General features: G+C 58.8%; 25 protein-coding genes. 7 read left to right on the top strand and 18 right to left on the bottom strand.

The window, feature by feature from the left end:
• Window positions 1–11: 11 nt before the first annotated feature.
• Together ABDB87_RS09390 and ABDB87_RS09385 are read left to right on the top strand one after the other, a co-directional pair.
• Complete coding sequence (locus ABDB87_RS09390; protein WP_345926292.1) at window positions 12–572, top strand: DUF2062 domain-containing protein; 561 nt, start codon at window positions 12–14, stop codon at window positions 570–572.
• Window positions 573–641: 69 nt separating this feature from the next.
• The gene (locus ABDB87_RS09385; protein ID WP_345926290.1) at window positions 642–1,340 is read left to right on the top strand and encodes a hypothetical protein; all 699 of its coding nucleotides are present in this window, start codon (window positions 642–644) and stop codon (window positions 1,338–1,340) included.
• Window positions 1,341–1,369: 29 nt separating this feature from the next.
• Here the strand turns inward: ABDB87_RS09385 and lolD are convergent, their stop codons facing one another.
• Window positions 1,370–2,065: a lipoprotein-releasing ABC transporter ATP-binding protein LolD gene (gene lolD / locus ABDB87_RS09380; RefSeq protein WP_345926288.1), complete on the bottom strand. Its 696-nt coding sequence runs from the start codon at window positions 2,063–2,065 to the stop codon at window positions 1,370–1,372.
• Window positions 2,058–3,311 carry a lipoprotein-releasing ABC transporter permease subunit gene (locus ABDB87_RS09375; RefSeq protein ID WP_345926286.1) on the bottom strand — a complete coding sequence of 418 codons (1,254 nt, stop codon included), beginning with the start codon at window positions 3,309–3,311 and terminating at the stop codon, window positions 2,058–2,060. The genes lolD and ABDB87_RS09375 overlap by 8 nt, the downstream gene beginning before the upstream one ends.
• 111 nt (window positions 3,312–3,422) lie before the next feature.
• On the opposite strand from ABDB87_RS09375, the gene ABDB87_RS09370 reads away from it, so the two are divergent.
• Complete coding sequence (locus ABDB87_RS09370) at window positions 3,423–4,457, top strand: hypothetical protein (protein WP_345926284.1); 1,035 nt, start codon at window positions 3,423–3,425, stop codon at window positions 4,455–4,457.
• A gap of 98 nt (window positions 4,458–4,555) precedes the next feature.
• Here ABDB87_RS09370 and pbpG read toward each other — a convergent pair whose 3' ends face one another.
• A complete protein-coding gene (pbpG, locus tag ABDB87_RS09365; protein WP_345926282.1) occupies window positions 4,556–5,596 on the bottom strand; it encodes a D-alanyl-D-alanine endopeptidase in 1,041 nt (346 codons plus the stop codon).
• A gap of 289 nt (window positions 5,597–5,885) precedes the next feature.
• Window positions 5,886–8,159, bottom strand: coding sequence for an NADP-dependent malic enzyme (locus ABDB87_RS09360; protein WP_345926280.1), 2,274 nt, complete (start codon window positions 8,157–8,159; stop codon window positions 5,886–5,888).
• Between the two features lie 185 nt (window positions 8,160–8,344).
• On the opposite strand from ABDB87_RS09360, the gene ABDB87_RS09355 reads away from it, so the two are divergent.
• Window positions 8,345–9,508 carry a pyridoxal phosphate-dependent aminotransferase gene (locus ABDB87_RS09355; protein ID WP_345926278.1) on the top strand — a complete coding sequence of 388 codons (1,164 nt, stop codon included), beginning with the start codon at window positions 8,345–8,347 and terminating at the stop codon, window positions 9,506–9,508.
• A gap of 7 nt (window positions 9,509–9,515) precedes the next feature.
• On the opposite strand, the gene ABDB87_RS09350 is transcribed toward ABDB87_RS09355, so the two are convergent.
• The 6 genes from ABDB87_RS09350 to ABDB87_RS09325 all read right to left on the bottom strand — a co-directional run bounded on the left by ABDB87_RS09350 (window position 9,516) and on the right by ABDB87_RS09325 (window position 15,947).
• A complete protein-coding gene (locus ABDB87_RS09350; RefSeq protein WP_345926276.1) occupies window positions 9,516–10,268 on the bottom strand; it encodes a transglycosylase SLT domain-containing protein in 753 nt (250 codons plus the stop codon).
• A 479-nt stretch (window positions 10,269–10,747) separates the two neighbouring features.
• A complete protein-coding gene (locus ABDB87_RS09345; RefSeq protein ID WP_345926274.1) occupies window positions 10,748–11,773 on the bottom strand; it encodes a hypothetical protein in 1,026 nt (341 codons plus the stop codon).
• A 427-nt stretch (window positions 11,774–12,200) separates the two neighbouring features.
• A complete protein-coding gene (gene ampD, locus ABDB87_RS09340) occupies window positions 12,201–12,773 on the bottom strand; it encodes a 1,6-anhydro-N-acetylmuramyl-L-alanine amidase AmpD (protein ID WP_345926272.1) in 573 nt (190 codons plus the stop codon).
• On the bottom strand, window positions 12,770–14,152 hold the full coding sequence (locus ABDB87_RS09335; RefSeq protein WP_345926270.1) for a sigma-54-dependent transcriptional regulator: 1,383 nt from the start codon (window positions 14,150–14,152) through the stop codon (window positions 12,770–12,772). Before ABDB87_RS09335 ends, ampD begins: the two co-directional genes overlap by 4 nt.
• On the bottom strand, window positions 14,149–15,699 hold the full coding sequence (locus tag ABDB87_RS09330) for a sensor histidine kinase (protein WP_345926267.1): 1,551 nt from the start codon (window positions 15,697–15,699) through the stop codon (window positions 14,149–14,151). The genes ABDB87_RS09335 and ABDB87_RS09330 overlap by 4 nt, the downstream gene beginning before the upstream one ends.
• Window positions 15,696–15,947 carry a PP0621 family protein gene (locus tag ABDB87_RS09325; RefSeq protein ID WP_345926265.1) on the bottom strand — a complete coding sequence of 84 codons (252 nt, stop codon included), beginning with the start codon at window positions 15,945–15,947 and terminating at the stop codon, window positions 15,696–15,698. The genes ABDB87_RS09330 and ABDB87_RS09325 overlap by 4 nt, the downstream gene beginning before the upstream one ends.
• A gap of 261 nt (window positions 15,948–16,208) precedes the next feature.
• On the opposite strand from ABDB87_RS09325, the gene ybiB reads away from it, so the two are divergent.
• On the top strand, window positions 16,209–17,123 hold the full coding sequence (gene ybiB, locus ABDB87_RS09320; protein WP_345926263.1) for a DNA-binding protein YbiB: 915 nt from the start codon (window positions 16,209–16,211) through the stop codon (window positions 17,121–17,123).
• A gap of 56 nt (window positions 17,124–17,179) precedes the next feature.
• Here the strand turns inward: ybiB and ppa are convergent, their stop codons facing one another.
• The 3 genes from ppa to hemN form a co-directional block, all read right to left on the bottom strand.
• Window positions 17,180–17,725: an inorganic diphosphatase gene (gene ppa / locus ABDB87_RS09315; protein ID WP_345926261.1), complete on the bottom strand. Its 546-nt coding sequence runs from the start codon at window positions 17,723–17,725 to the stop codon at window positions 17,180–17,182.
• A 169-nt stretch (window positions 17,726–17,894) separates the two neighbouring features.
• A complete protein-coding gene (locus tag ABDB87_RS09310; protein WP_345926259.1) occupies window positions 17,895–18,611 on the bottom strand; it encodes a sulfite exporter TauE/SafE family protein in 717 nt (238 codons plus the stop codon).
• 42 nt (window positions 18,612–18,653) lie between these two features.
• Window positions 18,654–20,036: an oxygen-independent coproporphyrinogen III oxidase gene (hemN, locus tag ABDB87_RS09305; protein ID WP_345926257.1), complete on the bottom strand. Its 1,383-nt coding sequence runs from the start codon at window positions 20,034–20,036 to the stop codon at window positions 18,654–18,656.
• 59 nt (window positions 20,037–20,095) lie between these two features.
• On the opposite strand from hemN, the gene fnr reads away from it, so the two are divergent.
• A complete protein-coding gene (gene fnr, locus ABDB87_RS09300; RefSeq protein ID WP_345926256.1) occupies window positions 20,096–20,866 on the top strand; it encodes a fumarate/nitrate reduction transcriptional regulator Fnr in 771 nt (256 codons plus the stop codon).
• A 260-nt stretch (window positions 20,867–21,126) separates the two neighbouring features.
• The gene (locus ABDB87_RS09295) at window positions 21,127–21,570 is read left to right on the top strand and encodes a universal stress protein (protein ID WP_345926254.1); all 444 of its coding nucleotides are present in this window, start codon (window positions 21,127–21,129) and stop codon (window positions 21,568–21,570) included.
• Window positions 21,571–21,702: 132 nt separating this feature from the next.
• Here ABDB87_RS09295 and ABDB87_RS09290 read toward each other — a convergent pair whose 3' ends face one another.
• The 5 genes from ABDB87_RS09290 to ccoO all read right to left on the bottom strand — a co-directional run bounded on the left by ABDB87_RS09290 (window position 21,703) and on the right by ccoO (window position 25,438).
• Complete coding sequence (locus ABDB87_RS09290; RefSeq protein WP_345926252.1) at window positions 21,703–22,200, bottom strand: FixH family protein; 498 nt, start codon at window positions 22,198–22,200, stop codon at window positions 21,703–21,705.
• Between the two features lie 13 nt (window positions 22,201–22,213).
• Window positions 22,214–23,617, bottom strand: a complete 1,404-nt coding sequence (ccoG, locus tag ABDB87_RS09285; protein ID WP_345926250.1) for a cytochrome c oxidase accessory protein CcoG — start codon at window positions 23,615–23,617, stop codon at window positions 22,214–22,216.
• A 93-nt stretch (window positions 23,618–23,710) separates the two neighbouring features.
• Window positions 23,711–24,616 (bottom strand): cytochrome-c oxidase, cbb3-type subunit III, encoded by a 906-nt coding sequence (ccoP, locus tag ABDB87_RS09280; RefSeq protein WP_345926248.1) that lies wholly within the window; start codon window positions 24,614–24,616, stop codon window positions 23,711–23,713.
• Window positions 24,613–24,804, bottom strand: coding sequence for a cbb3-type cytochrome oxidase subunit 3 (locus ABDB87_RS09275; RefSeq protein ID WP_345926246.1), 192 nt, complete (start codon window positions 24,802–24,804; stop codon window positions 24,613–24,615). Before ABDB87_RS09275 ends, ccoP begins: the two co-directional genes overlap by 4 nt.
• A gap of 13 nt (window positions 24,805–24,817) precedes the next feature.
• Complete coding sequence (ccoO, locus tag ABDB87_RS09270) at window positions 24,818–25,438, bottom strand: cytochrome-c oxidase, cbb3-type subunit II (protein ID WP_428715121.1); 621 nt, start codon at window positions 25,436–25,438, stop codon at window positions 24,818–24,820.
• Window positions 25,439–25,443: the final 5 nt, after the last annotated feature.

The following is a 25,443-nucleotide window of genomic DNA, read 5'->3' as shown; positions in this document are numbered from 1 at the left end:
AAGCAGCTCCGATGCGAAAACTGATCCGCAAACATCTGCCGCACCCTGACTCCCTCCGCGACAAACGGATCTTCCGGCTGTTCGGCAACTCCCTGCTCCATCCACGCCTCTGGCATGTGAACAGGCACTCGGCCGCCGGTGGCCTCGCAGTAGGGCTCTTCTGCGGCATGATCCCCGGTCCGCTTCAGATGCTGGGGGCTGCCATCCTGTGCGCGATCTTCCGGGTGAATCTGCCGCTCGCATTGATCGGCACGCTGCTCTCCAATCCGCTCACGATCGTCCCGCTCTATATGGTCGCCTTCATGATCGGGCGCTTCGTGACAGGCAGTGACGCCGCGTTCTCACCGCCTGCCGAACTGGGCGACATCGGCATGAGCGAGTTCATGCGCGCCTGGCTGGACTGGTTCCTCAGCCTGGGCAAACCGCTGTTCATCGGCCTGCCCCTGCTGGCGCTGGCCCTGGCCGCAGCAGGTTACTTTGCCGTCAAGCTGTGCTGGCAGATCCATACCCGTCAGGCATGGCAGCGTCGGAGCGCCCTGCGCGGCAGACATCCACGCCAACCCGCTCCATGAAGATCCTGATGGCTGGCATGGAAAACGGGCCTCTAGACTGAAACCGCCACTTTTACGCTTGCACTGAAAATGAAAAGAACACTGCTTGCCCTGCTCATGCTCCTCTCGACACCGGCGTTTGCGGGCCGTCCGCTCGGTACTGACGACGCCGGAACGGTGGGAGACCGGCTTTGCCAGCTGGAAGCCTGGCGTGACAAGGCGAAGGAAAGCCGCGGCTGGGTCGTGGCGCCCGCCTGCGGGCTGGGCGAGTTCGAGCTCGGACTGGAAGCATCACGGAGCCGGCAGGCCGAGGGGCAGACCGAGACGGCGCAATCTCTCGCGCTGAAATGGGGGCCGTCAGCCCTGAGCTACGGGCCGTTGAGTTTTGGCGGAAAGATCTGGAGTGGTCGCGCGCGCACTTCTGCTGCCGCCGAAGACGAAAGCACGGGCTACCGCCCGGTCGAGAATGGCGCCCTCCTGCTGGGGAGCTGGGCGCTTCAGGAGGATCTGGCCCTGCATCTCAACCTCGGACTGGCCCGCGACCGTGTCGAGCGCCGGAACGCTCGCCTGGGCAATCTCGCCCTGAGCTGGAACGTGGACGAGCGGGTCATGCTGTTTGGGGAGGCCATGTATCAGCAGCACGCAGGCACCACGCAGTCGACCGGCATCAGGCTCTGGGCAATCCCCGGCAAGCTGGGAATCGACCTGACGGCCGCAAGGATGGCGGGCGTCAGGGATTCGGCCAGCTACACCGTCGGCTTCGGCTGGTACGGCGTTTTCGGCAGGTAAGCCCGGCGCGCTTCGCCTGGCCCACGTACTCAGGCAGACTGCCCCAGCACACCGTCCTGCAGATTCAGCACCCGCCCGGCACGGCGGGCAAGCTCGGTGTCGTGCGTCACGATCACCAGTGCCGTTCCAAGTCGCCGGTTCAGGTCCAGCATCAGCTCGAACACCGTCGCAGCCGTTTGCCGATCCAGATTTCCGGTCGGCTCGTCTGCCAGCAGCACGCGTGGTTCAGTCACCAGTGCGCGGGCAATCGCGGCGCGCTGCCGCTCCCCGCCGGAGAGCTCGCCCGGCGTGTGTTCCAGTCGATGTCCCAGCCCGACCGACTCAAGCATTTTCGCGGCCCGCCCGTGGGCCTCATGCGTCGTCAGCCCCCGGATTACCAGCGGCATGGCCACATTCTCCAGCGCACTGAACTCGGGCAGCAGATGATGGAACTGATAGACGAAGCCCATGGCCTGGTTGCGCATGCGGCCACGCTCGGCGTCGCTGAGATGCGTCAGGGGGCGGCCCAGCAGCGTCACCTCTCCGGAGCTCGGCGTATCCAGTCCGCCCAGCAGATGCAGCAAGGTGCTTTTGCCCGAGCCTGACGCGCCGATGATGGAGAGCGTCTCACCATGACCCACACTCAGATTGATTTCCTGCAGGACCGGCACCGCCGAGCTTCCGCTGCCATAGGTCTTGGACAGGCCGTTCGCCTGGAGAACGACTTCATTCATGGGCTCACTCATAGCGCAAGGCCTCGGCAGGATTGATACGCGAAGCGCGCCAGCTCGGATACAGCGTGGCGATCACCGTGAGCACGAACGCCACGGCCAGCACGCCGAGCACGTCGCCCCACAACAGTTGCGACGGCAGATCCGAGATGTAATAAACGTCCTTGGCCAGGAACTGGACACCAAAGGTCTTTTCGATCCAGGGCACTACCGTCGAAATGTTCTTCGCCAGCAAGACGCCGAAAAAGGTTCCTGCGCCCAGACCGATCATGCCCATGGTGGCGCCCTGGACGATGAAAATCGTCATCACCTCCAGCGGACTGGCGCCGAGCGTACGCAGGATGGCGATGTCCGCTTTCTTGTCCTGCACCGCCATGACCAGTGCCGACACAATGTTGAACGCTGCCACGGCCACGATGAGCGAGAGGATGATGAACATCACCGTCTTTTCCATCTGGACCGCACGGAAGAAGTTTGCATGGCTTTGGGTCCAGTCACTCACATACACGTCTTGCGGCATTTCTGCCGACAGCGTGGCAGCGAGCTGGCGAGCCTTGAAGAGATCATTGAGGCGCAAGCGCACCCCCGACACCCCCTCGCCCATCTGGTAGAGCGTCTGGGCATCCTGAATGTGGATCAGCGCAAGCCCCGAGTCGTACTCGAACATGCCGGCTTCGAAAATGCCCACAACCCGGAACTGCTTGAGGCGGGGCAGCACGGCTGCAGGCGTGACAAGCCCTTGCGGTGCGATCAGCGTGACTTTCTCGCCCACGCGCACTCCCAGGGCTCCGGCCAGTTCCTTGCCGAGAATCACGCCGAACTCACCCGGCCTTAGATCCGACAAAACGCCCTGCTTCATGAACCTCGCGAAATCGGCAACCTTGTCCTCCAGCACAGGATCAATGCCGCGAATGACACTTCCGCGCACCGACTGATCCATCGAAAACATGGCTTGCTGCTGAATGAACGGCGCGGCGGCAACGACCTCCGATCGCCGGGTGGCTACGGAGGCGTAGGTTTGCCAGTTCCTCAGATCGCCTTCGAAAGAGACGATCTGCGCATGGGAGGCAACCCCCAGGATGCGATTGCGCAGCTCTTCCTGGAAGCCGTTCATGACGGAGAGAACGACAATCAGCGCCATCACGCCGAGACCGACCCCCGCCATCGAAGCAAACGAAATGAAGGAAATGAAGCCGCCGCCCGATGCGTTGCGACGCTTGGCGCGCACATAGCGCAGCCCGACTAGAAGAGGAAATTTCATGGCGTCGCAATGCTACACTGCCCCGGCCCCGTGCGCACCCGTACCAGAACACCAATCACACAGGATCTTTCAGTGAGCTTTCACCCCGGGATGGGCACAGGCCCGAGCAAGATGGCAGGCAGCGAAGTCTCCTTCGTCCTGCCTGGACTCATCTGGCCTGGTCAGGGAATCGGTAGCGCCATTGAGTCCCTGAATCTTCCCGCGCTTGCCACGCTTGCAGGCAGCGGCCGTGTCGAGCGCGGCCCCGGGCAGACCTGGCTTCGATATCTGAGCCGTCAGTGGGGCGCCGAGGCGCTGGACTGGGCGGCTCTTCGCCTGACAGGAGAACGCGAGACCACCGAAGCGGTAGCACCCGGCATCCTCTGTGCTGACCCGGTTTCACTCGGATTTTCCTCCGACGCGCTGATTCTGAGAGGTCCGAGGGAAGTCGCGCTGAGCCCCCAGGAAGCGACTGAACTCATTTCCACCCTGAATGCCGAGTTCAGCGATGCCGGACAATGGCTCATGACCAGCCCGGCACATTTCTACCTGCTGCCACATGCAGACCCTGATACCAGCTTCCACCCTCTGGATGATGTGCTGGGGCGCCCGGTTGCCTACTTTCAGCCAGAAGGCCCGCGAGCCCGTGAATACGCCCGGCTGAGCAACGAATTGCAGGTCTGCCTGCACAATCATCCGGTGAACATGCGTCGCCGTGAACAAGGCCTACTCAATGCTAACGGCATATGGCTGTGGGGAGAGTCGCCCGCTTCATTGAACCCGCTCCTCCCGCCCGCGGCGCATGTTTTCAGCAACGATCCAATAGTGACCGGCCTCGCACGCCGCGCAGGCTGCTCGCGGCTCAAGTCGCCAGACGAAGCGTTTTCAGGTCGCCCCGGACACAGCTGGGTTCATGACGACCGGGCCCTGCTTGCTGCCCGGGACGGAGATTTCGCCGGATGGACAGATGCTCTGAGCGTCATTGACCGCGAGCTGCTTCAGCCTGCCATCGAAGGCTGGCAAAAAGGCCGGATCAATGAGCTCAGGCTGCTTGCACCATCAGACAAAGGAATGCTCCAGATCACACTGCCGCGGATCGCACGCTGGGCATTCTGGCGCCGACCGGCCGACCGCAAAACCCTTGCGGGACTTCTGCAGTCTGCTTGAGCCGCCTTGGCTGTGGCACGATTTTCCGTGGCCAGAAAGCATGAAGCCGGCAGGAACTGGCTCCTTGCCGGCTTCACTCGCCTTCAAAACTTCGCGGATCAGTTGGCCGAGGCCATAGCGTCCGCGTGATGATGAAGCGCCACGGGCTGAATGTGATTGGCTATCGTGGCTTCAAACCACTTACGGACACGGTTGGCATCCGCGATCCGCGTGTATCGGCCGTTTGAATCCAGCAGAACGATTGCAATGGGCTTGTTGCCTAGCCAGGCTTGCATGACCAGACACTTGCCGGACTCATTGATGAAGCCGGTTTTCTGTACGTCGATCTGCCAGTCAGAACTCTTCACCAGCGAATTCGTGTTGTGGAAGGTGTGTGCCCGCCCGTTGGCAAGCTCCGCCGTATATTCAGGCGAGGTCGAGAATTCGCGGATCAGCGGGTAACGGGAAGCGTTGGCCACGAGAATGGCAAGGTCGTGCGCGGAAGACACGTTGTTCTTGTTGAGGCCCGTGCCGTCAAAAAGTCGAGTCGCCGTCAACCCCATCATCTTCGCCTTCACATGCACGGCCTCGAGGAAGGCGGGCATGCCGCCGGGGTAACTGCGCGCCAGGGAAGATGCAGCACGATTCTCGGAGGCCATGAGCGCCAGCCTGAGCATTTCCTCCCGGCTCAACCGGGTCCCGACTGCAAGCCTGGAACTCGTGCCCTTCAGACGATCAACGTCCTCATCGGTAACTTCGATGATCTCCGACAGACTCTGATGCGCATCCAGAACGACCATGGAAGTCATCAGCTTGGTAATGGAAGCAATGGGAACGGCCACATTGGCATTCTTCTCCAGCAGCACCTTACCGGTATTGACTTCCTGGACGATGAACGCAGAGGACTGAAGCATGGGGTTTCCGTTTCGATCGAGATCGGCCTCGACAGAACGGCTGACGGCCTTCACCGGCGTCGCCTTGGCTGCATTGCGCTTCTTTGCTACGGCCTTGACCGGTTTGGCGCGCGCGGGACTGGCAGCCACGGCAGTGCTCTTCACAGAATGCTTTTTACTGTTTTTCTGGGCCGCATCAGCAGCCAATGGCATTGCAACGGCGAACAACGCCCCCAGAAACCCTGCCAGAACCTTTTGAGCTCGCATCTAGAGCAACTCCTGCTACTTCCTGATCATTGCCAAATTGTAGCAATGATTATTAGGAATTATATAGATAGGAACGTTTTTTAATGTTTTTCTTGAACGTTCAGATCCTGCCTTCCCGCCGCCCGGCAATGCTCCGACACCGCGATGTGACTTCATGGACCCGGCGAGAGTATACGGCTTTATGGGCAGCTTCTTGAAGTCCGAAACGGCTTGAGGCACGCATTGGACAGCCGCGGAAGCGCCTCTTCGTAACGCTCAAAAGCCCCGAATCCAGCGCCACAACAACCTTTCAGCGCGTCGATTGCGCATCGACAACAGTAAGCGCGGTCATATTGACGATGCGCCGGACGGTCGCTGTCGGCGTCAGGATATGGACCGGCCTGGCCGCGCCGAGCAGGATGGGGCCGACCGTCATGCCGTCTCCCGATGCGGTCTTGAGGAGATTGAAGGCGATATTGGCGGCATCGAGCGTGGGGAACACCAGCAGGTTCGCGTCTTCCTTCATGCGTGCATTCGGAAAGATATGCTGCCGGATCTTGGCGTCGAGCGCGGCGTCACCGTGCATTTCACCCTCCGCAGCGATATCGGGCCGATGTGCATGCAGCAGCGCAAGCGCTGCACGCATCTTTCTTGCTGTGGGCGTGTCATCCGTTCCGAAACTCGAATGCGACAACAAGGCCACTCTGGGCGTAATACCGAAACGCTGCAACTCTTCTGCAGCCAGGCAGGTCATCTCGAAAACCTGCTCGGCAGTCGGATCGTAATTCACATAGGTATCGCACAGAGCGATGGTCCGCGTCGGCAGGGCCAGCAGATTCATCGCATACATGCTGTTGACGCCCTCCCGTCGACCAAGCACGTTCTCAACGAAGCGTCGGTGCTGGCCATGAAAACCGTGCGTCCCGCAGATCATCCCGTCTGCCCAGCCGAATCTGAGCATCAGGGCACCAATGAGTGTGGGGCGGCGAAGCACCTCGCGCTTGGCATATTCAACGGAAACCCCCTGCCGCTCCATGATCTGGTGATACTCGCTCCAAAGTTCCCTGTAACGCGGATCGGAGTCCTGATTCACGAGCTCGAAATCAACACCGGTCCTGAGGCGCAAACCAAAGCGCTGGATGTACATTTCCACCACATCCGGCCGGCCGATCAGCAAGGGCTTCGCCAATCCTTCATCTACAACGGTCTGCACAGCACGCAAGACGCGTTCGGACTCACCTTCGGCAAAAATGATCCGCCTCGGATCCCGTTTGGCTGCCGTAAACACCGGCTTCATCATCATGCCGGAGTGCCAGATGAAGTTGTTGAGCTGCTGCTCATAGGCGTCCCAGTCCACGATGGGCCGGGTCGCAACCCCCGACGCCATGGCCGCCCGGGCTACCGCTGGCGCAATCCGCACAATCAGGCGAGGATCGAATGGCTTCGGGATGATGTATTCCCGACCAAAGCCGGAGACCTGCTCTCCGTATGCCGCGGCCACGACATCGGACTGCTCTTCGCGCGCAAGCGCGGCAATCGCGTGGACCGCTGCGAGCTGCATCTCGTCGCTGATGGTGGTGGCGCCAACATCAAGTGCCCCGCGAAAAATGAAGGGAAAACACAAAACGTTATTGACCTGATTCGGGTGATCGGAGCGCCCCGTGGCCACCACGGCATCCGGGCGTACGGCGTGCACGAGCTCCGGCATGATTTCCGGCACCGGATTTGCCAGCGCAAGAATCAGGGGATTCGGCGCCATGCCGGCAACCATTTCCGGCTTCAGCACGCCCGCGGCAGACAGGCCGAGAAAAACATCCGCTCCCGCGATTATGTCGGCAAGATGACGCGCCGGTGTGCGCTTGGCATACACGGTCTTGATCGGATCCATCTCCTCGGCGCGTCCTTCATAGACCACGCCATGAATATCGGTCACCCAGATGTTACCGACCGGGATTCCCAGCTTGACCAGCAGGTCAAGGCAAGCCAGTGCTGCGGCCCCTGCGCCTGAGGTCACCACCTTGACCTCATCCAGTTTCTTTCCCAGGAGGCACAGTCCATTCAGAACAGCCGCCCCCACCACGATCGCCGTGCCATGCTGATCGTCATGAAAGACCGGAATATTCATTCGCTCCCGCAGCTTGCGCTCGATGTAGAAACATTCCGGAGCCTTGATGTCTTCCAGATTGATGCCGCCGAAGGTAGGCTCAAGTGCGGCGATGATTTCAACCAGACGATCAGGATCCTGCTCCTTGATTTCAATATCGAAGACATCAATGCCTGCGAATTTCTTGAACAGGACGCCCTTCCCCTCCATGACAGGCTTGGCCGCAAGAGGGCCGATATTGCCAAGCCCCAGGACCGCCGTTCCGTTCGTGACGACACCGATCAGGTTCGCTTTCGCGGTATAGAGGCTCGCGGCCCCCGGATCGTCGACAATCGCGTCACAGGCGGCCGCCACCCCCGGTGAGTACGCCAGCGAGAGATCGCGCTGATTCATCAGCGCCTTGGTCGGCACGACAGCAATTTTTCCTGGGCGCGGATTTGCGTGGTACTCCAGCGCAGCAGCCCGGATACTCTCGTCCATGGAAGGTCCTCTCTCTAGGGTGTGTCAGCGTGCAAGACGCCGCTGAATTATTCTGGCTCCTGCATTCTATGCATACCCTGGCGCGCTTCTGCATCCGGTAATTCCCCTGCATGCCGGCTCCGTCTGCCTCGCCCGCCGGCGAGAGGTTTATGCTTCGGGCTTCGCCACTCCAACGCCCTTCCAAAATGACCTCGCGCCCTGCCCTCTCCTCACGAGCGGCCAACATCCCGCCTTTTCATGTCATGGAGCTGCTTGCCAGAGCCCATGCACTGCAGTCAGCCGGGCACGACATCATCCATATGGAAGTCGGTGAGCCTGACTTTCCGACGCCGCCTCCCATCATCGCGGCCGCCCAACGATTTCTCGCGGGCGGCGACGTTCGCTACACACAGGCAACCGGACTGCCGGAGCTGAGAGACGCGATCTTCCGTTTTTACCGGACACGCATGAATGCGAATGTTCCGCCACACCGGATCATCATCACGGCAGGTGCCTCTGCAGCATTGCTGCTGGCCATTGCGGCCCTGACAGACCCCGGGGACGAGTGGCTGCTCACCGATCCGGGCTACCCTTGCAACAGGCAGTTCATTCAAGCCTGCAACGGCGTTCCGCGCGCCCTTCAGGTTGAAGCCGGCACGAACTATCAACCGGAAGCATCACAGATCCGGCAGGCTTGGAGCGAGCACAGCAAGGGTTTGCTTGTGGCAAGCCCGGCCAATCCGACAGGCGCGCTGATCAGCGCTCCCGAAGTCGAGATGATGAACGGGTTGATGCAGGAACTTGGCGGAACGCTGATCGTGGACGAAATCTATCAAGGCCTTGTCTACGACACGAAGGCCAGCAGCGTACTGGCGCAACATGACAATGTCTTCGTCGTAAACAGTTTCTCGAAATACTTCGGAATGACGGGGTGGCGCCTGGGCTGGCTGGTCGTGCCCGAAGGCTATGAGCGTCATGTGGAAAAACTGGCCCAGCACCTCTACATCGCGGCCTCTACGCCCGCACAGCATGCAGCGCTGGCCGCATTCACACCGGAATGCATCGGCCTGCTCGAAGAGCGTCGCGCCCTGTTCGCACGTCGCCGCGATCTGCTCGTTCGGGAACTGCCGGGGCTCGGATTCCGCATTCACCGGCAGCCGGAAGGAGCGTTCTACATCTACGCGAACACCAGCGAGCTGACCAGCAACAGTCAGGATCTGGCACTCAGACTGCTGGAAAAAGGATTTGTCGCCGCGACGCCTGGCGCAGACTTCGGAGACTGGAAATCCGACCAGCACCTGAGACTGGCCTATACCACCAGCGAAGAGCGCCTGATGGAAGCGCTCACTCGCATCAGAAGCTGCCTGTAAGAAATTCTCAGGCCTGAGGATCAGCCCCGGCACGGTTTGCCGTACGCAGCGGACCACCGGGATGCGACAGGGCACGCAAGCGCTCAAGCTCGCTCTGGACTTTTGCTGCGTAGCTCATTTCAGGATCGGCGCTTGCGCCGCCGTACATCTGCAAACCCGCATCCACACTGCCTGTGGAACGAATGTAATTCTTGAGAATCATCGTACCGACACGGATATTCTCGATCGGATCAAAGAGTGCGGCCGCCCCCTTTTCCGATGCGATCTTTTCCACATGAAAACGCGGAATGATCTGCATGAGGCCTTGCGCGCCAAACGCGCTTTCCGCGAACGGATTGAATCGTGACTCGACCGTGATCACCGCCAGAATCAGCATCGGATCAATCCCGTTCGAACGCCCTTCCTTTATCGCTGCCTGGACCAGCGTTTCAACAACAACTGGCGAAACACGGTGACGTTTGGCAATCGCATTGGCGACCCTTGCATAACCTGCAGGCATACCTGAGACGCGCTCTGCTCCGGCAGACTCCTCAAGCGATTCGTCAGCCAGGGCCACATCCTCGGACGCGTACGCTCCGACGGCTGGTTTGTAACCGAAGGCGCTGCGGGGATCCAGCCCGGCCGGACCGAACTGAATGACCTGATAGGCACCCAAGGCCATGACGATCGCACCCAGCATGACGAAGCCGCCATGCGCGAAATGCACGATAAATGTAAATAGATGCTTGAAAAACCGGGACAGTCTGACGACGTGAGTCATTCCGACGCTCCTATCATGCGAACCGGCATCACTCCGACGACGCAGCAGGGCGCCACTACAATCGGATTGTGTTGTACCGGTTCTTGACGAAATCGATGGCGACAACTCTCGAACGAGAGCTCCATCACATGCAGCAAGCCTCCGCAACCAGGAGGCACATCACAGGCACCGAACCGGAAAACGGGGGACGTCATCCAGTACGGCAAGGTTGAATCATCAGGGCATGTATGTTGTGTGTGACGGCGCGAGCGCGACTCAGCGGCGAATGGCCTGCAGGGCTCGGTTAAGACACCGTCTTTCCAATGACGTGCGCAGTCTATTGATTTGAATGGGCTTTGTCAATCCGCCCTCATGCCGCCAACGTTACAAGACGTTGCAAGCGGCGGCATCGGCCTGCCGCAATCCCTGTCAGAAGGCGGGTGCCGCGAAAAGAAAAACGGGGCTTGGCGCCCCGTTTTCCTTTTACTCAGTCTATTGGATCAAGGCCGCGATCCTGTCGGAAACGGCCACTTCGCGGAGGGATTCAGCGAAGACTTGATGCCAGGCGTTGCTGCGGTAGACGGTGTGACAGGCTTCACCGGTGCCGCAACAGCATCTGCTTTCCCAGACTTTCCAGGCGCTGCTGAAACAGAAGCCGGAGTCGCCGCAGCGAGGGCAACTACCGGCTTAGCTTTTTTTGGTGCGGCCTTCGCTGCAGCAGCCTTCTTCACGGGCTTCGCCGGGGCCTTGGCTGTTGCGGCCGGTTTTGCTGCGACAGACTTGGCTGCCTTGGCGGGCTTGACCTTCTCGGCCTTGACCGCAGCAACCTTCTTCACCGCTTTCACGGCAGGAGCCTTGACAACCTTCTCTGCCGCAGGCTTTGCAGCCGCCTTGGGTGCCGCAGCCTTTTTGGCTGCGGTCTTGGCGGGCGCCCCTGCCTTGGCCACAGCAGTCTTGGCAGCAGGCTTCACTGCAGCCTTCGTCACCGCAGCTTTCACAGCAGCGGGCTTGGCAGCAGCTTTAACCTTTGCGGCAGGTTTGGCTGCAACAGTCTTGGGTGCAACTTTCTTTTCAGCAGGCTTTGCGACAGCTTTTTTGGCTGCCGGTTTTGCCGCAGCCGCCTTGCTCGCAGCCTTCGCGACCGGCTTGCTTGCAACGGACTTCTTCGCCGGTGCCTTGGCTGCCGGAGCGGCCTTCACGGCAACGGCCTTCTTGGCTGCGGGCGTTGCTGCTTTCTTGGCAGCAGGCTTGGCAACCGTTTTGGATGCGGGGACTGCCTTGCTCGCGACCTTGGCAGGCGCTGCCTTCTTGGCGGCGGCCGGCTTCTTCTCAACAGCCTTGGCTACCGGGGCGGCCTTGGCAGGAGCAGCGACCTTAGCCGCAACTTTTTTGGCAGCAGCCTTCACTGCCGGTTTTTTTTCAGCAGGCTTTGCAACGGATTTTGCCGCGGGTTTTGCCGCGACCTTGGTTGCCACTTTGGCCGCAGGCTTTGCCGCCGCCTTCTTCACTTTTTCGGCTGTCGCCATCTTCACACCTCCTTGTTTGCACCGATCAGGTTGGTCACCACACACGCACCATTCCGAACTCGACACGGATGGTGATGAAGCCACGCGATTACGCGGCGATGAGGCCCGACAATGACATTGAGATATTCGCACCAGTCAGAAGACCGGTCATGCCGCGCCATCTCAGGTCACTATTCGGACCACATTACAAACAGTTTCAAGTACCGGGGTCATCCGTTCGAACGCCTGCGCTTCCAGCGAATCAGAAAACTTCATGACCTCGTGATTACCGTGTAATGCAAAAGAACGGATGAATCAAGATATTTCTTGAGAGTTGGTTGCACTTATCCGTTGCGCGTGAGCTGACTCCAACACAAGACCGCGCTTGCCGGATTTTTCGCGAACGCGCCGGAAGATGCAAATGCCATAGACCGAAACGACGATCCGCTCAGGCTTCGGCGTCCGGAAAAGCGTCTGACAAGGTCAGTTCCGGAACACGACTCCAGTCGAAAAAGGGACCCGGATCTGTTTTGCGCCCTGGAGCGATATCGCTGTGACCGCACATCCCGGTCAATGGCAATTGGCCGGCGAGCGTCGCCACGAGCCAGGAAAGACTTGTGTACTGTTCGTCGTCAAAGGGCTTCGTATCACAGCCCTCCAGCTCGATGCCGAGAGAGAAATCATTGCAGCGTTCGCGCCCCGCCCAGACGGAGACCCCGGCGTGCCAGGCCCGACGGGTAAGCGGTACGAACTGAATGATCTCGCCCGTTCTGCGAATGAAGAAATGCGCAGACACGCGAAGGTGCGCAATGCTGGCGTAGTACTGATGCTGCGCAGGATCCAGCGTATTCGTGAACAACTGCTCTACGCCGGGCCCTCCGAACTCATCAGGAGGAAGACTGATGGCATGAATGACCAGCAGCTCCGGCCCTCCATGCTCCGGCCAGTCATCACAGTTCGGTGAAAGAACTCGGCGCACGCCCGAGAGCCACCCATCAGAAGAGATCGGCGCTTCACTCATTCTGACTCGCCCCCGCGCTCCCCTTTCATACCCAGTCGCTCCATCCGGTAACGCAGTGACCGAAAGGTCACGCCCAGCACGCGTGCTGCAGCGGTCCTGTTTCCGGAAGTCTTGCCAAGCGCTTCGTTGATCGCCTGCTTCTCGACCGCATCGAGATAGTCCTGCAAGGAGTCCCCTTCACTTTGCCCCGGCACATTGGCGCAATCTGCCGGATCCAGGTGAAGGTCTTCCACCTCGATCTCGTCTCCGATGGAGAGCGCGAGTGCGCGTTCAAGAATATTTTCGAGCTCACGCACATTTCCCGGAAACGAATACCCCAGCAGCGCGCGCTCCGCGGCAGGAGTCATGCGCGGAACGCGGATACCCGCCTCCGAAGCGAGTCTCTTGAGGATGTACCCGGCAAGCGCCAGGATGTCATCCGGGCGCTCACGCAGGGAAGGCATTTTGAGCTCAATGACATTCAGACGATAGAAGAGATCCTGACGAAACTTGCCCTGCTCGACACGCTCCTTGAGATTCTGGTGAGTCGCGCAAATGATGCGCACGTCAACCGACTGTTCCTGCGTATCCCCGATCCTGCGGACACGCTTCTCCTGAATGGCACGCAGAAGCTTCACCTGCATGGCCAGCGGCAAGTCGGCAACCTCATCCAGAAACAGCGTCCCGCCATCAGCCGCCTGGAAGAAGCCTTCGCGATCGGACTCCGCGCCAGTGAAAGCGCCTTTGCGATAGCCGAAAAACTCGCTCTCCATGAGGTTCTCAGGAATGGCACCGCAGTTGACGCCCACGAAGGATTTTGCGGCACGCGCTCCGGAGGCATGAATGAGCCGAGCAGCCCGCTCCTTGCCGCTCCCCGACTCTCCCGAGATATAGACGGGCGCCAGGCTTTTCGAGAGACGCTCGATCATGCCTCGAACCTGTTGCATGGCAGAAGACTCGCCCATCAGCTGAGTCACTCCGGCAGATGCTCCCGCCGCCGGCGGCGAGATCTCGAGCGCGGACTTCACCAAGGTGCGCAACTGATCGAGTGCGACCGGCTTGGCCAGGTAATCAAATGCGCCGGCCTTCAGCGCTGCAATCGCGTTATCGGTACTTCCGTATGCGGTAATGACTGCGACCGGCACATCGACGGCAGTCGCCGCAATATGCCGGACGATTTCAATGCCTTCGCCGTCCGGCAAGCGCATGTCAGTCAAACACAGGCGATAAGTTCTCTCGTCAATGAGCTTCCTGGCCTCGGCCACAGAACCGGCTGCATCCACACCCAGTCCCATGCGGACCAGAGACAGCTCGATCAACTCACGAATATCCGCCTCATCGTCGACGATCAATACATCAGCACCACGCCCCTTGGTACGGCGTTCGGCAGATTCACTCATCCTATCCTCCTGAAACCGAGACGGAATTCCGCCCCTGTAAGCGACCGGGCCAGTTCGAGACTGGCTCCGTTTGCGTCGGCCAGTTCACGGGCCATGTAGAGCCCCAATCCGGTGCCGCTGGCATGTGAAGTAAAGAAAGGCTCGAAGACCTTGGCCTGATCACTCTCGGGAATCCCGGGTCCATCATCCTGGACACTGAGACAACAACGCCCCTCGTCGATCAGACTGACCTGGATCCTCACGCACCCTGGTGCACCCGATGCGTACCTGCAGGCGTTGTCCAGCAGGTTGGTCAGGATGCGATAGAGGTGCACCCGATCAAAGCGGATCAGGCATTCTCCATCGCAGACCACACTTACAACCCCCTCTGCCACCCGGGAGCGTACAAGAAACTCCTCGACCAATCCCCGGCAAAAAAAGCCGAGCTCGAACTCTTCGGCACTGACCCGATCGCGACGCCCGACCTCCAGAACGTCGCGCACGATGCGCTCGATACGGGCCGTGTTGTCATGAATGATTCTGACGAGCCGCTGCTGGACATCACTTCGCTTCTCTTCGAGCAGGAGCTCTCCCGCATGAGAGACGGATGACAAAGGATTTCTGATTTCATGCGCGATGTTCGCCGTCAGGCGCCCCAACGCCGCGAGCTTGATCTGCCTCGCCCGTTCAACCGCATGATCCATATCCTCGACATACAGAATCGTGTCGCCGGAATCACCTGCGAGGAGCTTGCGCACACTTAGGCGACGAGCCGACTCTTCGGCCACTACCTCGGTCACCGAGTCATCACCCAGACTGATCCTTGCAGCGAAAGCCGGAGCACTGACCGCGAGGGGAATCCCGCCTGGCAGAGCGCATCCAAGAAGCATCTCCGCTCTAGGATTCGCCTGAATCATGACGCCCTCACCATCGACGACGATCACGCCTTCCTGCATGTCGGCAATGACCCGCTCATTGATACTCATCTGTCTGGCAAGGTTTGCGCCACGCTCCCGCGCAAGCGCTTCGTTGGCAAGCGCCCGCCTGGAAAGCATCCGGGCCACGATAGCCACCGCAAAGAAACCGGTGCAGATGATTGCAACTTGCGAGAACTCTTCAATGCCACGCGCTTCCACCAGCGTGCGAAGCGCCTGCTCGAGCAGCACCGAGATCGTCGCGAGTGCTGAAACACCAAGAACCATCCGGCCATAGCCGACAAGACCGGCACCGGCAATCGCGATCATCATCAGGAAGGGAATCCCGCTGCGATAACCGCCGCTGGCATACATGAGCAGTGCAAGCAGCCCGATATCAGTCGCGACCTGAACACCAAGGAAACGCTCACTCAGACGCGGACGCACCGAATGCAGAAACACGAGCAGGGCCGCAACCACCCAGTAGGCAACGACCACCACCGAAAAAATCTCGGGATCGTTCTGCCCGAACCGCATGACACCGCCAAAAATCGCAAACGTACTGGCAACGATCAGGCGGTAAAGATTGAAGTAGCGAACGGAGACAGAGCGACTGTCCTGCACCGGCTCACTGGAATGAATGACTTCGATCATCCGTGCCTGCTGCCTGCATGCCGACGCGCATGCTCGTCGCCACAGTAATAGTCGTCCTCGACTTTTACCGCCTCACTCTCGGGCACCAGGATTCCGCACTCACGGCATTCGCGCACATGCTCGACACGCTTCCCGGGCGCAACGGGCGCGCCTGTCTGAGCGCCGGACGTATCGCCTTTTTTTTCCAGCCACCGCCGGAAATAGAAAATCCCGCACAACACCAGAACGAACAACAGCAATTTCTGCATGAACACTCCGCATCAGACTGTTGGGGAATTCTATCCTGTCATGACTTCACTGCCGCCCCGGAAGGCGAGTTCTTTCTCGAGGCAGTATCGCCCAATGCCCATCGGAGAGACGCAACCTGAACCTCGCATCCGCCTCCTGCTGCCAGCGCTCAACGTCATGGATGAATCACCGGACACACTTGCGCGCCCCCGGCATCGATCGCGCCCTGTTTGGCGCGGAGTTCACTTTGTCAATCCGGAGCGACGCGCGATAATCGAATCATGAACTACGCACCGATCATCAAGGAAATCGGCCGCGGCGCAAAAGGCGCACGGCACATGACACGCGAACAGGCAGCGCGGGTGTTTGCCGAAATCCTGGATGGGAAGGTTCCGGATCTGGAGCTTGGTGCAATTCTGCTGTCCCTAAGAATCAAGGGGGAAAGCCCTGAGGAAATGCGTGGCTTTCTTGACGCGCTCAATGAAAGAACCCGGCAGATCGAGGTTCCTGCAGGACAGCGCTGCGTAATTCTGCCGACCTATAACGGTGCCAGAAAACAGCCCAATCTCATGCCACTGGTCGCAATGCTGCTCGCGCGTGAAGGTGTTCCTGTGCTGATCCAGGGACGGCACGACTTCGAGTCGAGAGTCAGCCCGTTCGAATTGCTCGGAGCGCTCGGGGTCGACCCTGAAACAACACTTCAAGCAGCAGGCGCCATGCTTGAGAGCCGCCGTCTGGCCTGCCTGCGGGTTGACATGATTGCGCGCGGACTGGACTGGCTGCTCGGGCTGCGTCTCGCGCTTGGCGTGAGAAACAGCGGCCACACCCTGGCAAAACTGCTTGATCCTTGCAGAGGCAAAAGCGTGCGTGTCGTCGCTGTAACGCACCCCCCTTACCTGGAATCAATGGAGGCGCTGCTTGCCGCGGAGTCCGCGACAGCGCTGCTGATGCGCGGCACGGAAGGCGAATCTTATGCCGCGCCAAGGCGACGCCCGCGCCTTCTGGGTTTCCGGAACGGCGTAGCGGAAGAGCTGTTTCCCGCTTGCGAGTTCGAAGGCAGCGAAATCGATGGCAGTAGCTGCTCTGTCGAAGAAAACGCAAGCCTGATCCGGAGCATGCTGAGCGGCGCCACGCCGGTCCCACAAGCGATCCTTGATCAGGTATCGGCGCTCCGCAGACTTGCCAGCGCAAATTGACGCCGAATCGGCAAGTCCAGCCAAGAGAGCGCTCGACCAATCGCGCTCCCAAACACTCAGTCCGTCTCGTCCCCCGCCTTGGCGTTGAACGCGGCGACGCCCGCATAGATTTCCTGCCGTGCTGCGTCAGGGCCATCCCAGCCGAGCACCTTCGCCCACTTGCCCTGCTCCAGATCCTTGTAGTGCTGGAAAAAGTGCTCGATCTGCCGTAACAGCATGTAGGGCAGATCCTGATAAGTCCGGATGTTGTCGTAAAGAGAGGTGATTTTCGACACCGGCACGGCGAGAACCTTGGCGTCTTCCCCAGCCTCATCGATCATTCGCAATACGCCAACCGGCCTGCACCGGATCACAACCCCGGGAATCAGGGAAAACGGCGCCATGACGAGGACATCCACCGGATCTCCGTCGCCGGAGATGGATCGCGGAACGTAGCCGTAATTGCATGGATAGGACATCGACGTCCCCATGAAACGATCCACGTAGACAGCCCCGGTATCCTTGTCGATCTCATACTTGATCGGATCCGCGTGCGCAGGAATTTCAATAATGACATTGACGTCATCCGGAACGTTTCCTGGCGGAACATTGTTGAAACCCATGAGATCCCCTTGTTGATGTCATCTCTCGCTGGCCGTTGCGTGCCAGACGAGCTGAAACCCCGTCATTCTGGAGGCTTTCGTATCGGCCGGGTATCAGTAATCACACGGACTACCGGAGCCCCCCAATTTTGTGCGCCGCACCAGGGCGGGAGCGGTGCATGCCGGCAAGTCAAACTTCGCAGATGGCGCCTGCCCACAAGGCCCCTCCGAGTTGCGGGGCTCTGATCAATCCGTAAACACCGAAACAGATCACGATCAGACCGGCAAGGAGCCTGAACCACCGTCCCCTGACGACATTTCGATAGCGCGCGAGCAAAACCCCCGCAAGCAGCAGATTCGGCAGCGTTCCGGCACCGAAAGCCAGCATCAGGCCTGCACCACGAGCAGCAGAACCGCTGACCAGTGCCAGAGACAATACGCTGTAGGTCATGCCACAAGGCAGAAAACCCCACAAGAATCCCACCGGCAGCGCCTGTTTCCAGGTTCGGACAGGCATGAAACGCCTAGTCAGTGGCTGCAATCTTCGCCAAAGGAACTGCCCGCCCTTTTCTACCCCTGCCAGTACGTGCGTGTAGCCCATCAGATACACGCCCATCGCAATCAGAAGAAGGTTGGCCAACACATACAGAGTCAGCTGGACAGGCAGGACATGATTGAAGAGCATGGTTGCGGAACCAACGGCCCCGACGATCAAGCCGGTCAGCCCATAGCTGACGATCCGGCCGCCGTTATAGGCCAGATTTCGCCCCCAGAAACCTTGTCCATTGCCGGAGCCACTCGCTGAAAGCGCCCCGACAATGCCGCCGCACATCCCGATGCAATGCGCGCCGCCCAGCAAGCCGATCAGAAAAACCGAAACAAAACCACTCGAGGAAAAATCAGCCACGGTGCACCTGAAGACATGTCATGGCCCATTGTAGCGGCTGTGTCAGATGACCCGGGAGTAACGTCGCTTTTCCCGGTCACTGCGGAGATAGCGATCAAATACCATGGCCACGATCCGGACGAGCATCCTGCCGGCGTCCGTAACTCGGATCCCCTGCTTGTCCATGTCAAGCAGACCTGCCGCAGCAAGCTCAGCCAGTTCCTGAAGCTCCGGCTCGAATCTGCCGACAAAATCAATGCCGTACCGACGATTGAAAATCTCATACGTCAGCTCGAAATCGCACATCAGCGTCTGAATGACCGCATTTCTCAGATTGTCATCCTCTGAAAGGGCCCAGCCTCTGAGCACAGGCAGTTCGTTGCGATCAAGTGCTGCGTAATAGGGCTCCAGATCACGGTGATTCTGGCTGAATGCCCCCCCCGCCTTGCCTATAGAGGAAACCCCGAACGCCAGCAAATCGCACTCAGCGTGAGTGGAATAGCCCTGAAAATTGCGTTGCAATCGACCACTGCGTTGCGCAACGGCAAGTTCGTCATCGGGTCGCGCAAAGTGATCCATGCCGATATAGACGTAGCCAGCCTTGTCAAGCCGTTCAATGGCCAGCGCAAGGATGCGGAGCTTCTCGTCGGGCGGAGGGAGATCCGCCTCATTGATCCGCCTCTGAGGCATGAAACGCGTCGGCAAATGTGCATAGTTGTAGAGCGCAATCCGGTCAGGCCGCATCCCGAGCACAGTGTTCAGGGTCGTCGCAAAGCGCTCCACGTTCTGGTGCGGCAAACCATAGATCAGATCGACACTGATCGACTGGAAACCCTCGGCACGGGCGGCAGCGATGACCGCGTGCGTCTCATCCACGCTCTGAATCCGGTTAACCGCAGCTTGCACCCTGGGATCAAAGTCCTGCACACCGACGCTCATACGGTTGAACCCTTCGGAAGCAAGCTGCGCCACCACCTCCGATGTCACCTTGCGTGGATCCACTTCAATGGAAAACTCCCCCTCCTCGGCCAGTTCAAAATGGCTACGAATGGAAGCCATCAAACGCCGGATCTCTGCCTGACTGAGAAAGGTGGGCGTCCCCCCTCCCCAGTGCATCTGCGTTACGACCCCACGCTGTGGCAGCAAGGCTGCCTGCAGCGCCATTTCCTTCTCCAGATAGGAAATGTAGCGCTCTGACAGAGAGCGATCCTTGGTGATGATCTTGTTACAGGCGCAGTAGTAACAGATGGTGTTGCAGAACGGGATGTGGAAATAGAGGGAAAGCGGGGACTTCACACCTGCCACAACCGTCTTCAGGCTGTCAGCCTTCGCATGCTGCTCGAACTCCTGCAGAAACCTGTCCGCCGTCGGATAAGAAGTGTATCTGGGACCTGGTATATCGAAGCGACGGATAAGGTCAGGATCGAAAATTATCGTCTGTTGCACGATTCAAGCTCATTTCATCAAGCAGATCACAATCTCAGACTTATACTGCAAAAACGTTGATGCCGATCAAGTCCCAAGGTACACTCACCGACGTGGACCAGAAAGTGAACATTACCCTGACACCCAACAACATCCGGATCGCTTGCAGCCAGTGCAACCTGCGAGAGCTTTGCCTCGCCGTTGGTCTGGAGGATAGCGACCTTCACAAGCTGGATGAGTTGGTCGTCAAACGCAAACTCAAGCGTGGACAGCAGTTGTACCGCGCTGGAGACGCTTTTGAAGCGATTTATGCGATTCGTACCGGCTTCTTCAAGACTGACATCCTGACGGAAGAAGGCTTGGAACAAGTGACCGGCTTCCAGATGGCTGGGGAAATTCTCGGCATGGACGGGATCAGCAATGATCGCCACGTCTGCAATGCCACGGCCCTGGAAGACAGCGAAGTCTGCATCATGCCGTACGATCAGCTTGAAGACTTGTCCCGTCATATCAAGTCTCTGCAGCAGCAGTTCCACAAGTTCATGAGCCGGGAGATCGTTCGCGATCAGAGCCTCATGATCCTGCTGGGTTCGATGAGAGCCGAGGAACGCATCGCGGCATTCCTGCTGAACCTCTCGCAGCGGATGCGCATCCGCGGCTACTCCGCCTCGGAGTTCCACCTGCGAATGACCCGCGAGGAAATCGGATCCTATCTGGGTCTCAAACTGGAGACCGTTAGCCGCGCCTTCTCCAAGTTCCATGACGAAGGGCTGATCGGCGTACAGCAGAAGTACATCCGCATTCTGGACGCCGACGGCCTCAAGGCGCTGCTCAATCACGCGCCCAGTTAAACACTGAACGCTTGAGCCCTGCTTCTTCGCGCGCCTCCCGGCGCGCGAATCGTTTCTGCCCCCTATCCTTGGACAAGGCAAGCCTCATAGCATGAGGGATTGTACGGGGCACCTCCATGCTGCTCGAGGCATACAATCTCATTGAACAGAGAGCCCCGTCACGCGTGTGACATGCGGCGGAATGGAGAGGCGAAACAGAACACACGCCCCGCTCCACGCCTCACGCCCGCCGTAGCCTTTTTTGTAAAAGGAGACTGCATATGTACAAGCACTTGCTCGTTCCAACCGACGGAACCGAACTGTCGTCGAAAGCGGTTGATAGCGCTGTCGCGCTGGCCAAAACGCTCGATGCACAGATCACATTCCTCTACATACAACCTGACTTTCCTCTACCCATTGCGGGCGAAGGCACGATGCTCGCCCCGGAAAGCAGGGAAGACTTTGCCCGGGGCACCGAAGAGCAGGCCCGCAAGATACTGAACGAAGCCTCCGAAGTCGCAAAGCGATCGGGCGTGGAAGCGAATGCGAAAACCGCGATCAGCGACGTGCCTTACGAGGTAATCATCGAAAGCGCTCAGCAGGAACACTGCGATCTCGTGTTCATGGCTTCGCATGGAAGAAAAGGACTGGCCGGACTCTTGATCGGCTCTGAAACCCACAAGGTTCTTACCCACTGCAAGATCCCTGTCCTCGTCTATCGCTAGAGGAAGGCCCAACTCCTCCACACCGCAATTGAATCTGGCAGCAAGGCCTGGACTCCCAGGAGCCCCGGCCTTGACTGACACAGACTCGAGATCCGCCAAGAATTTGCCCCAGCCTCTTTCAGATATAAAACCTCAGGGGTGCAAGGCCGCCTCACCCTTCAAGGGGAAAAGCTCGGCACCAAGGATTCTCCAGGTTCCCGCACCATCTGCCAGTGCCAGATTCCAGTGCCCATCCGGCAAGGGTGGCATCCTTGCCTCGTAATGATCACCGTTACGCGTCAACTTCAGGTTCCGATCATTCCCTGCTCTGACAGGACTCAGAATGTTCAATTCCAGAACATCCGGAAAGCTGATCTCGCGTGCAGCACTGACACGCAGCCGGATTACGCCATTTTCGTAAGACAACAGTCCGGAAACCCCCAACTGCTTGGCCATCTGCTGGCTTTCCAGAGAGCGATTGATCTCCAGACCCTGCTTGTAATAGTCCTCCGCAACCAGACCGTCGTTGGACTTCCAGGCGACATACCAGGTCGCCAATCCCGCAATGACCGCCGCGGCAGGCAGACTCATCAAAAACCAGGGCCAGCCTTGGCGATACCATGGCGCTCCAGCCGCCATCAACCGTGTCATGGAGAACTCCTCTTCAAGGTGCGATGAAAACGGCTTTTTCCCGAATTTCCAGCGATGGATCGTCAGCTGCCGTCACGATGAAAAACACGGAATGGGAACCTTTGCTCAAGCCATCCGCGGGAACACGAACCCGTACGGGCACTGACCTGTTCTGAGCGGCTTCGACCTGAAGAGTTCCCGCCCCATCCAGACGCACGCCCTCGGGTCCCGAAACACCGATCGTCAAGACTCTTGGGGCCTCACTCATGTTCATGAGGTTCAGCACGTAAACGTTCTCAATCAGCCCGCCTTCGATTTCGCGCGTAATGATTGACCGATCCTTGATGACATCAAGACGCAGCGGTGTGCGGGTAGCCAGCGCCCACACGAAAGCAATGCAGATCACGCAGAGCGCAGCGCTGTAGATGAGAATCCGCGGCCGCAAGACGTGCCGGACGATATCAGCCCTTCCCCAATGCTGTTTGATTGCGTTTTCCGTGGAATACCGAATCAAACCTCTGGGGCTCCCAACCTTGTCCATTACCTGATCACAGGCATCAATACACGCAGCACACCCAATACATTCGTACTGCAATCCTTTACGGATATCGATTCCCGTCGGACAAACCTGCACGCAGATGCCGCAATCCACGCAATCACCAAGACCCTGGGCTTTAGGGTCACTCCCCTTCCGGCGCGACCCCCTCGGCTCGCCTCTTGCCTCATCGTAGGTGATCACCAGCGTATCGGGATCGAACATCACCCCTTGGAACCGGGCGTAGGGACACATGTACTTGCATACCTGCTCACGCATCACCCCGGCCATCAGATAGGTGAATGCGCTGTAAAACAGGATCCAGAACAATGCCCAGCCACTCACAGAAAACTGGATCAGATCAGCCAGCAATTCGCGAATCGGGGTGAAATATCCGACGAAACTTATGCCTGTCCACGCAGACAAGGCAATCCATGCGACATATTTCCCCCCCTTCCTCCAGAGTTTCTGCAGAGAAAACTTCTGGCCATCAAGCTTCATCCGCTTGCCGCGATCGCCTTCGAATTTCTGCTCAATCCAGAGAAAAATTTCGGTATAGACCGTCTGAGGACACGCGTAGCCACACCAGAGTCGCCCTGCGGCAGCGGTAAAAAGGAATAGCGAATAGGCGGAAATGATCAGGATGACCGAGAGGTAAAAAACATCCTGAGGCCAGAACACCCAACCGAAAATATAGAATTTTCTCTCGGCAAGGTGCAGCAGGAAGGCTTGCCGTCCGTTCCAGGGCAGCCAGCACATGCCATAGAAGACCAACTGTGTCAGCCACACCATGCCCCAGCGCCAACGCGCAAAAACCCCCGACACGGCTCGCGGATAAACCTTCTGACGGACCTCGTACAGTGAGTCCTTGTCTTTCGACGGTTGCTCAGCGGTCTCTGTCATCCAATCATCTCCGATCGCCCGGAGCCGCGAGGCGGCAACGGTTCTTTCAAAAATAAAAAGGGGCGCCGAAGCGCCCCATTCTGCTTCAACGCCTTACTTTGCTTGCGCTTTGGACAGTCCCAGTACATATGCGGCAAGCAAATGCACCTTTTCGTCTCCCAGTCGCTCGGCAAACGCCGGCATCTGGTTGGTTCTACCATTGGTGACAGTCTCAATGATAGTCGCCTCGGTCGAGCCCCAGAGCCACACACGGTCCGTCAGGTTTGGCGCACCAAGAGCCTGATTGCCCTTTCCTTCCGGGCCATGACAGGCCACGCAGGTCGTCATGAAGGTTTGCTTGCCACGCTGGGCACGCAGCGAATCATGAGCAAGACCCGAGAGTGAGCGCACGTAGTTTGCAACATCCTTTACGCCGTCTGCACCGAGTGCTGGCCCGAACGGCGGCATGGCTCCCATGCGCCCGCCCTTGATGGTAGTCCTGACAGTCTCCGGCTCGCCACCGTGCAACCAGTCCGCGTCCGTCAGGTTCGGAAAGCCCTTGGCCCCGCGAGCGTCGGCGCCATGACACTGGGCACAGTAGGTGAGAAAGAGGCGCTGCCCCATCGCTTGGGCTTCAGGGTCTGCAGCAACTGCGAGCAGATCCTGCTTCATGTACTTGTCGTAGATGGGCTTGACGACGGCGTCCTCAGCCGCAACTTCTGCCTTGTACTGCCCAACGGCACTCCAGCCGAATTTGCCTTGCCAGCGTCCGAGGCCTGGGTAAAGCGTGAAGTAGGCAATGCCGAAGATCAGCGTCAGCCAGAACAGCCACATCCACCAGCGAGGCAAGGGATTGTTGTACTCCTGCAGGTCTTCATCCCAGATGTGGTCATGCAGTTGCACAGGCCCTTTGACCCGGCGGGTCATGTTGGATGCCAGCACCCAGATGCAGAACAGCAGACTGAGAACAACAAGACCTGCCACATAGTAATGCCAGGTATCGCTGACAAAATCGCTCATGACGCGTCTCCCCCTGATTTCTGTCCCGTGACAGGCACTGAACCCATCTCTTCTCCGTCCATGAACGGCAGCATGGCGGCTTCTTCAAAGCCCTTTCTTGCAGCCTTGCTGTAGGCCCAGAAAATGATTCCCAGGAAACAGCAGAAACCAGCAGCCGTAACAAGCGAGCGAACCAGATTGATATCCATATCAACTCACCCCTTACTTGGCACTCTTGATGGCGGTACCGAGTCCCTGAAGGTAGGCAACAAGCGCATCAAGTTCGGATTTGCCTTCGAGTGCTGCGGGAGCCTCCGAAATTTCGGTATCGGTATAGGGAACCCCCACCACCCGAAGCGCCCTCATCTTGGCTTGAATCGTGGCCTTGTCTGCCTCTTTCACCGGGCGATCCAGCCAGAAAAATGCCGGCATATTGGATTCGGGTACGACGTCCCGCGGATTCAGCAGGTGGGCACGCTGCCATACGTCGGAGTACCGTCCTCCAACTCGTGCCAGATCGGGGCCAGTCCGCTTTGAGCCCCACTGGAAGGGGTGGTCATAGACGAACTCACCAGCGACCGAATAATGGCCGTAACGTTCAGTCTCAGCCCTGAACGGACGGATCATCTGGGAGTGGCACAGATAACAGCCTTCGCGAATGTAGATATCGCGCCCCGTCAAACGCAGAGGATCATAGGGCTTAACCCCCTCGACCGGCTCAGTCGTGGAGTGCTGAAAAAACAGGGGAACGATTTCCACCAGCCCCCCAACGCTGATCACGAGCAGGGTCAGCACTACGAGCCACGGAACACTTTTTTCGACAATCTCGTTATTCAGTTTCATTCTCG

The organism is Uliginosibacterium paludis (assembly GCF_039631355.1).
Classification (GTDB): Bacteria; Pseudomonadota; Gammaproteobacteria; order Burkholderiales; family Rhodocyclaceae; genus Uliginosibacterium; species Uliginosibacterium paludis.
This window is presented reverse-complemented; position numbering and strand designations above follow the sequence as displayed.

What these genes read in the sequence shown, in the direction of transcription:
- pbpG (WP_345926282.1), bottom strand. Translation starts at nt 5,596, where the DNA reads ATGCGAGCTCAAAAGGTTCTGGCAGGGTTTCTGGGGGCGTTGTTCGCC.
- ccoO (WP_428715121.1), bottom strand. Translation starts at nt 25,438, where the DNA reads ATGAAACTGAATAACGAGATTGTCGAAAAAAGTGTTCCGTGGCTCGTA.
- ybiB (WP_345926263.1), top strand. Translation starts at nt 16,209, where the DNA reads ATGAACTACGCACCGATCATCAAGGAAATCGGCCGCGGCGCAAAAGGC.
- ABDB87_RS09295 (WP_345926254.1), top strand. Translation starts at nt 21,127, where the DNA reads ATGTACAAGCACTTGCTCGTTCCAACCGACGGAACCGAACTGTCGTCG.
- ABDB87_RS09390 (WP_345926292.1), top strand. Translation starts at nt 12, where the DNA reads ATGCGAAAACTGATCCGCAAACATCTGCCGCACCCTGACTCCCTCCGC.
- ccoG (WP_345926250.1), bottom strand. Translation starts at nt 23,617, where the DNA reads ATGACAGAGACCGCTGAGCAACCGTCGAAAGACAAGGACTCACTGTAC.
- ABDB87_RS09370 (WP_345926284.1), top strand. Translation starts at nt 3,423, where the DNA reads ATGGCAGGCAGCGAAGTCTCCTTCGTCCTGCCTGGACTCATCTGGCCT.
- ABDB87_RS09290 (WP_345926252.1), bottom strand. Translation starts at nt 22,200, where the DNA reads ATGACACGGTTGATGGCGGCTGGAGCGCCATGGTATCGCCAAGGCTGG.
- ccoP (WP_345926248.1), bottom strand. Translation starts at nt 24,616, where the DNA reads ATGAGCGATTTTGTCAGCGATACCTGGCATTACTATGTGGCAGGTCTT.
- ABDB87_RS09345 (WP_345926274.1), bottom strand. Translation starts at nt 11,773, where the DNA reads ATGGCGACAGCCGAAAAAGTGAAGAAGGCGGCGGCAAAGCCTGCGGCC.
- ABDB87_RS09330 (WP_345926267.1), bottom strand. Translation starts at nt 15,699, where the DNA reads ATGATCGAAGTCATTCATTCCAGTGAGCCGGTGCAGGACAGTCGCTCT.
- ABDB87_RS09325 (WP_345926265.1), bottom strand. Translation starts at nt 15,947, where the DNA reads ATGCAGAAATTGCTGTTGTTCGTTCTGGTGTTGTGCGGGATTTTCTAT.
- ABDB87_RS09360 (WP_345926280.1), bottom strand. Translation starts at nt 8,159, where the DNA reads ATGGACGAGAGTATCCGGGCTGCTGCGCTGGAGTACCACGCAAATCCG.
- ABDB87_RS09275 (WP_345926246.1), bottom strand. Translation starts at nt 24,804, where the DNA reads ATGGATATCAATCTGGTTCGCTCGCTTGTTACGGCTGCTGGTTTCTGC.
- ABDB87_RS09355 (WP_345926278.1), top strand. Translation starts at nt 8,345, where the DNA reads ATGACCTCGCGCCCTGCCCTCTCCTCACGAGCGGCCAACATCCCGCCT.
- ampD (WP_345926272.1), bottom strand. Translation starts at nt 12,773, where the DNA reads ATGAGTGAAGCGCCGATCTCTTCTGATGGGTGGCTCTCGGGCGTGCGC.
- ABDB87_RS09385 (WP_345926290.1), top strand. Translation starts at nt 642, where the DNA reads ATGAAAAGAACACTGCTTGCCCTGCTCATGCTCCTCTCGACACCGGCG.
- fnr (WP_345926256.1), top strand. Translation starts at nt 20,096, where the DNA reads ATGCCGATCAAGTCCCAAGGTACACTCACCGACGTGGACCAGAAAGTG.
- ABDB87_RS09350 (WP_345926276.1), bottom strand. Translation starts at nt 10,268, where the DNA reads ATGACTCACGTCGTCAGACTGTCCCGGTTTTTCAAGCATCTATTTACA.
- lolD (WP_345926288.1), bottom strand. Translation starts at nt 2,065, where the DNA reads ATGAGTGAGCCCATGAATGAAGTCGTTCTCCAGGCGAACGGCCTGTCC.
- ABDB87_RS09375 (WP_345926286.1), bottom strand. Translation starts at nt 3,311, where the DNA reads ATGAAATTTCCTCTTCTAGTCGGGCTGCGCTATGTGCGCGCCAAGCGT.
- ppa (WP_345926261.1), bottom strand. Translation starts at nt 17,725, where the DNA reads ATGGGTTTCAACAATGTTCCGCCAGGAAACGTTCCGGATGACGTCAAT.
- ABDB87_RS09335 (WP_345926270.1), bottom strand. Translation starts at nt 14,152, where the DNA reads ATGAGTGAATCTGCCGAACGCCGTACCAAGGGGCGTGGTGCTGATGTA.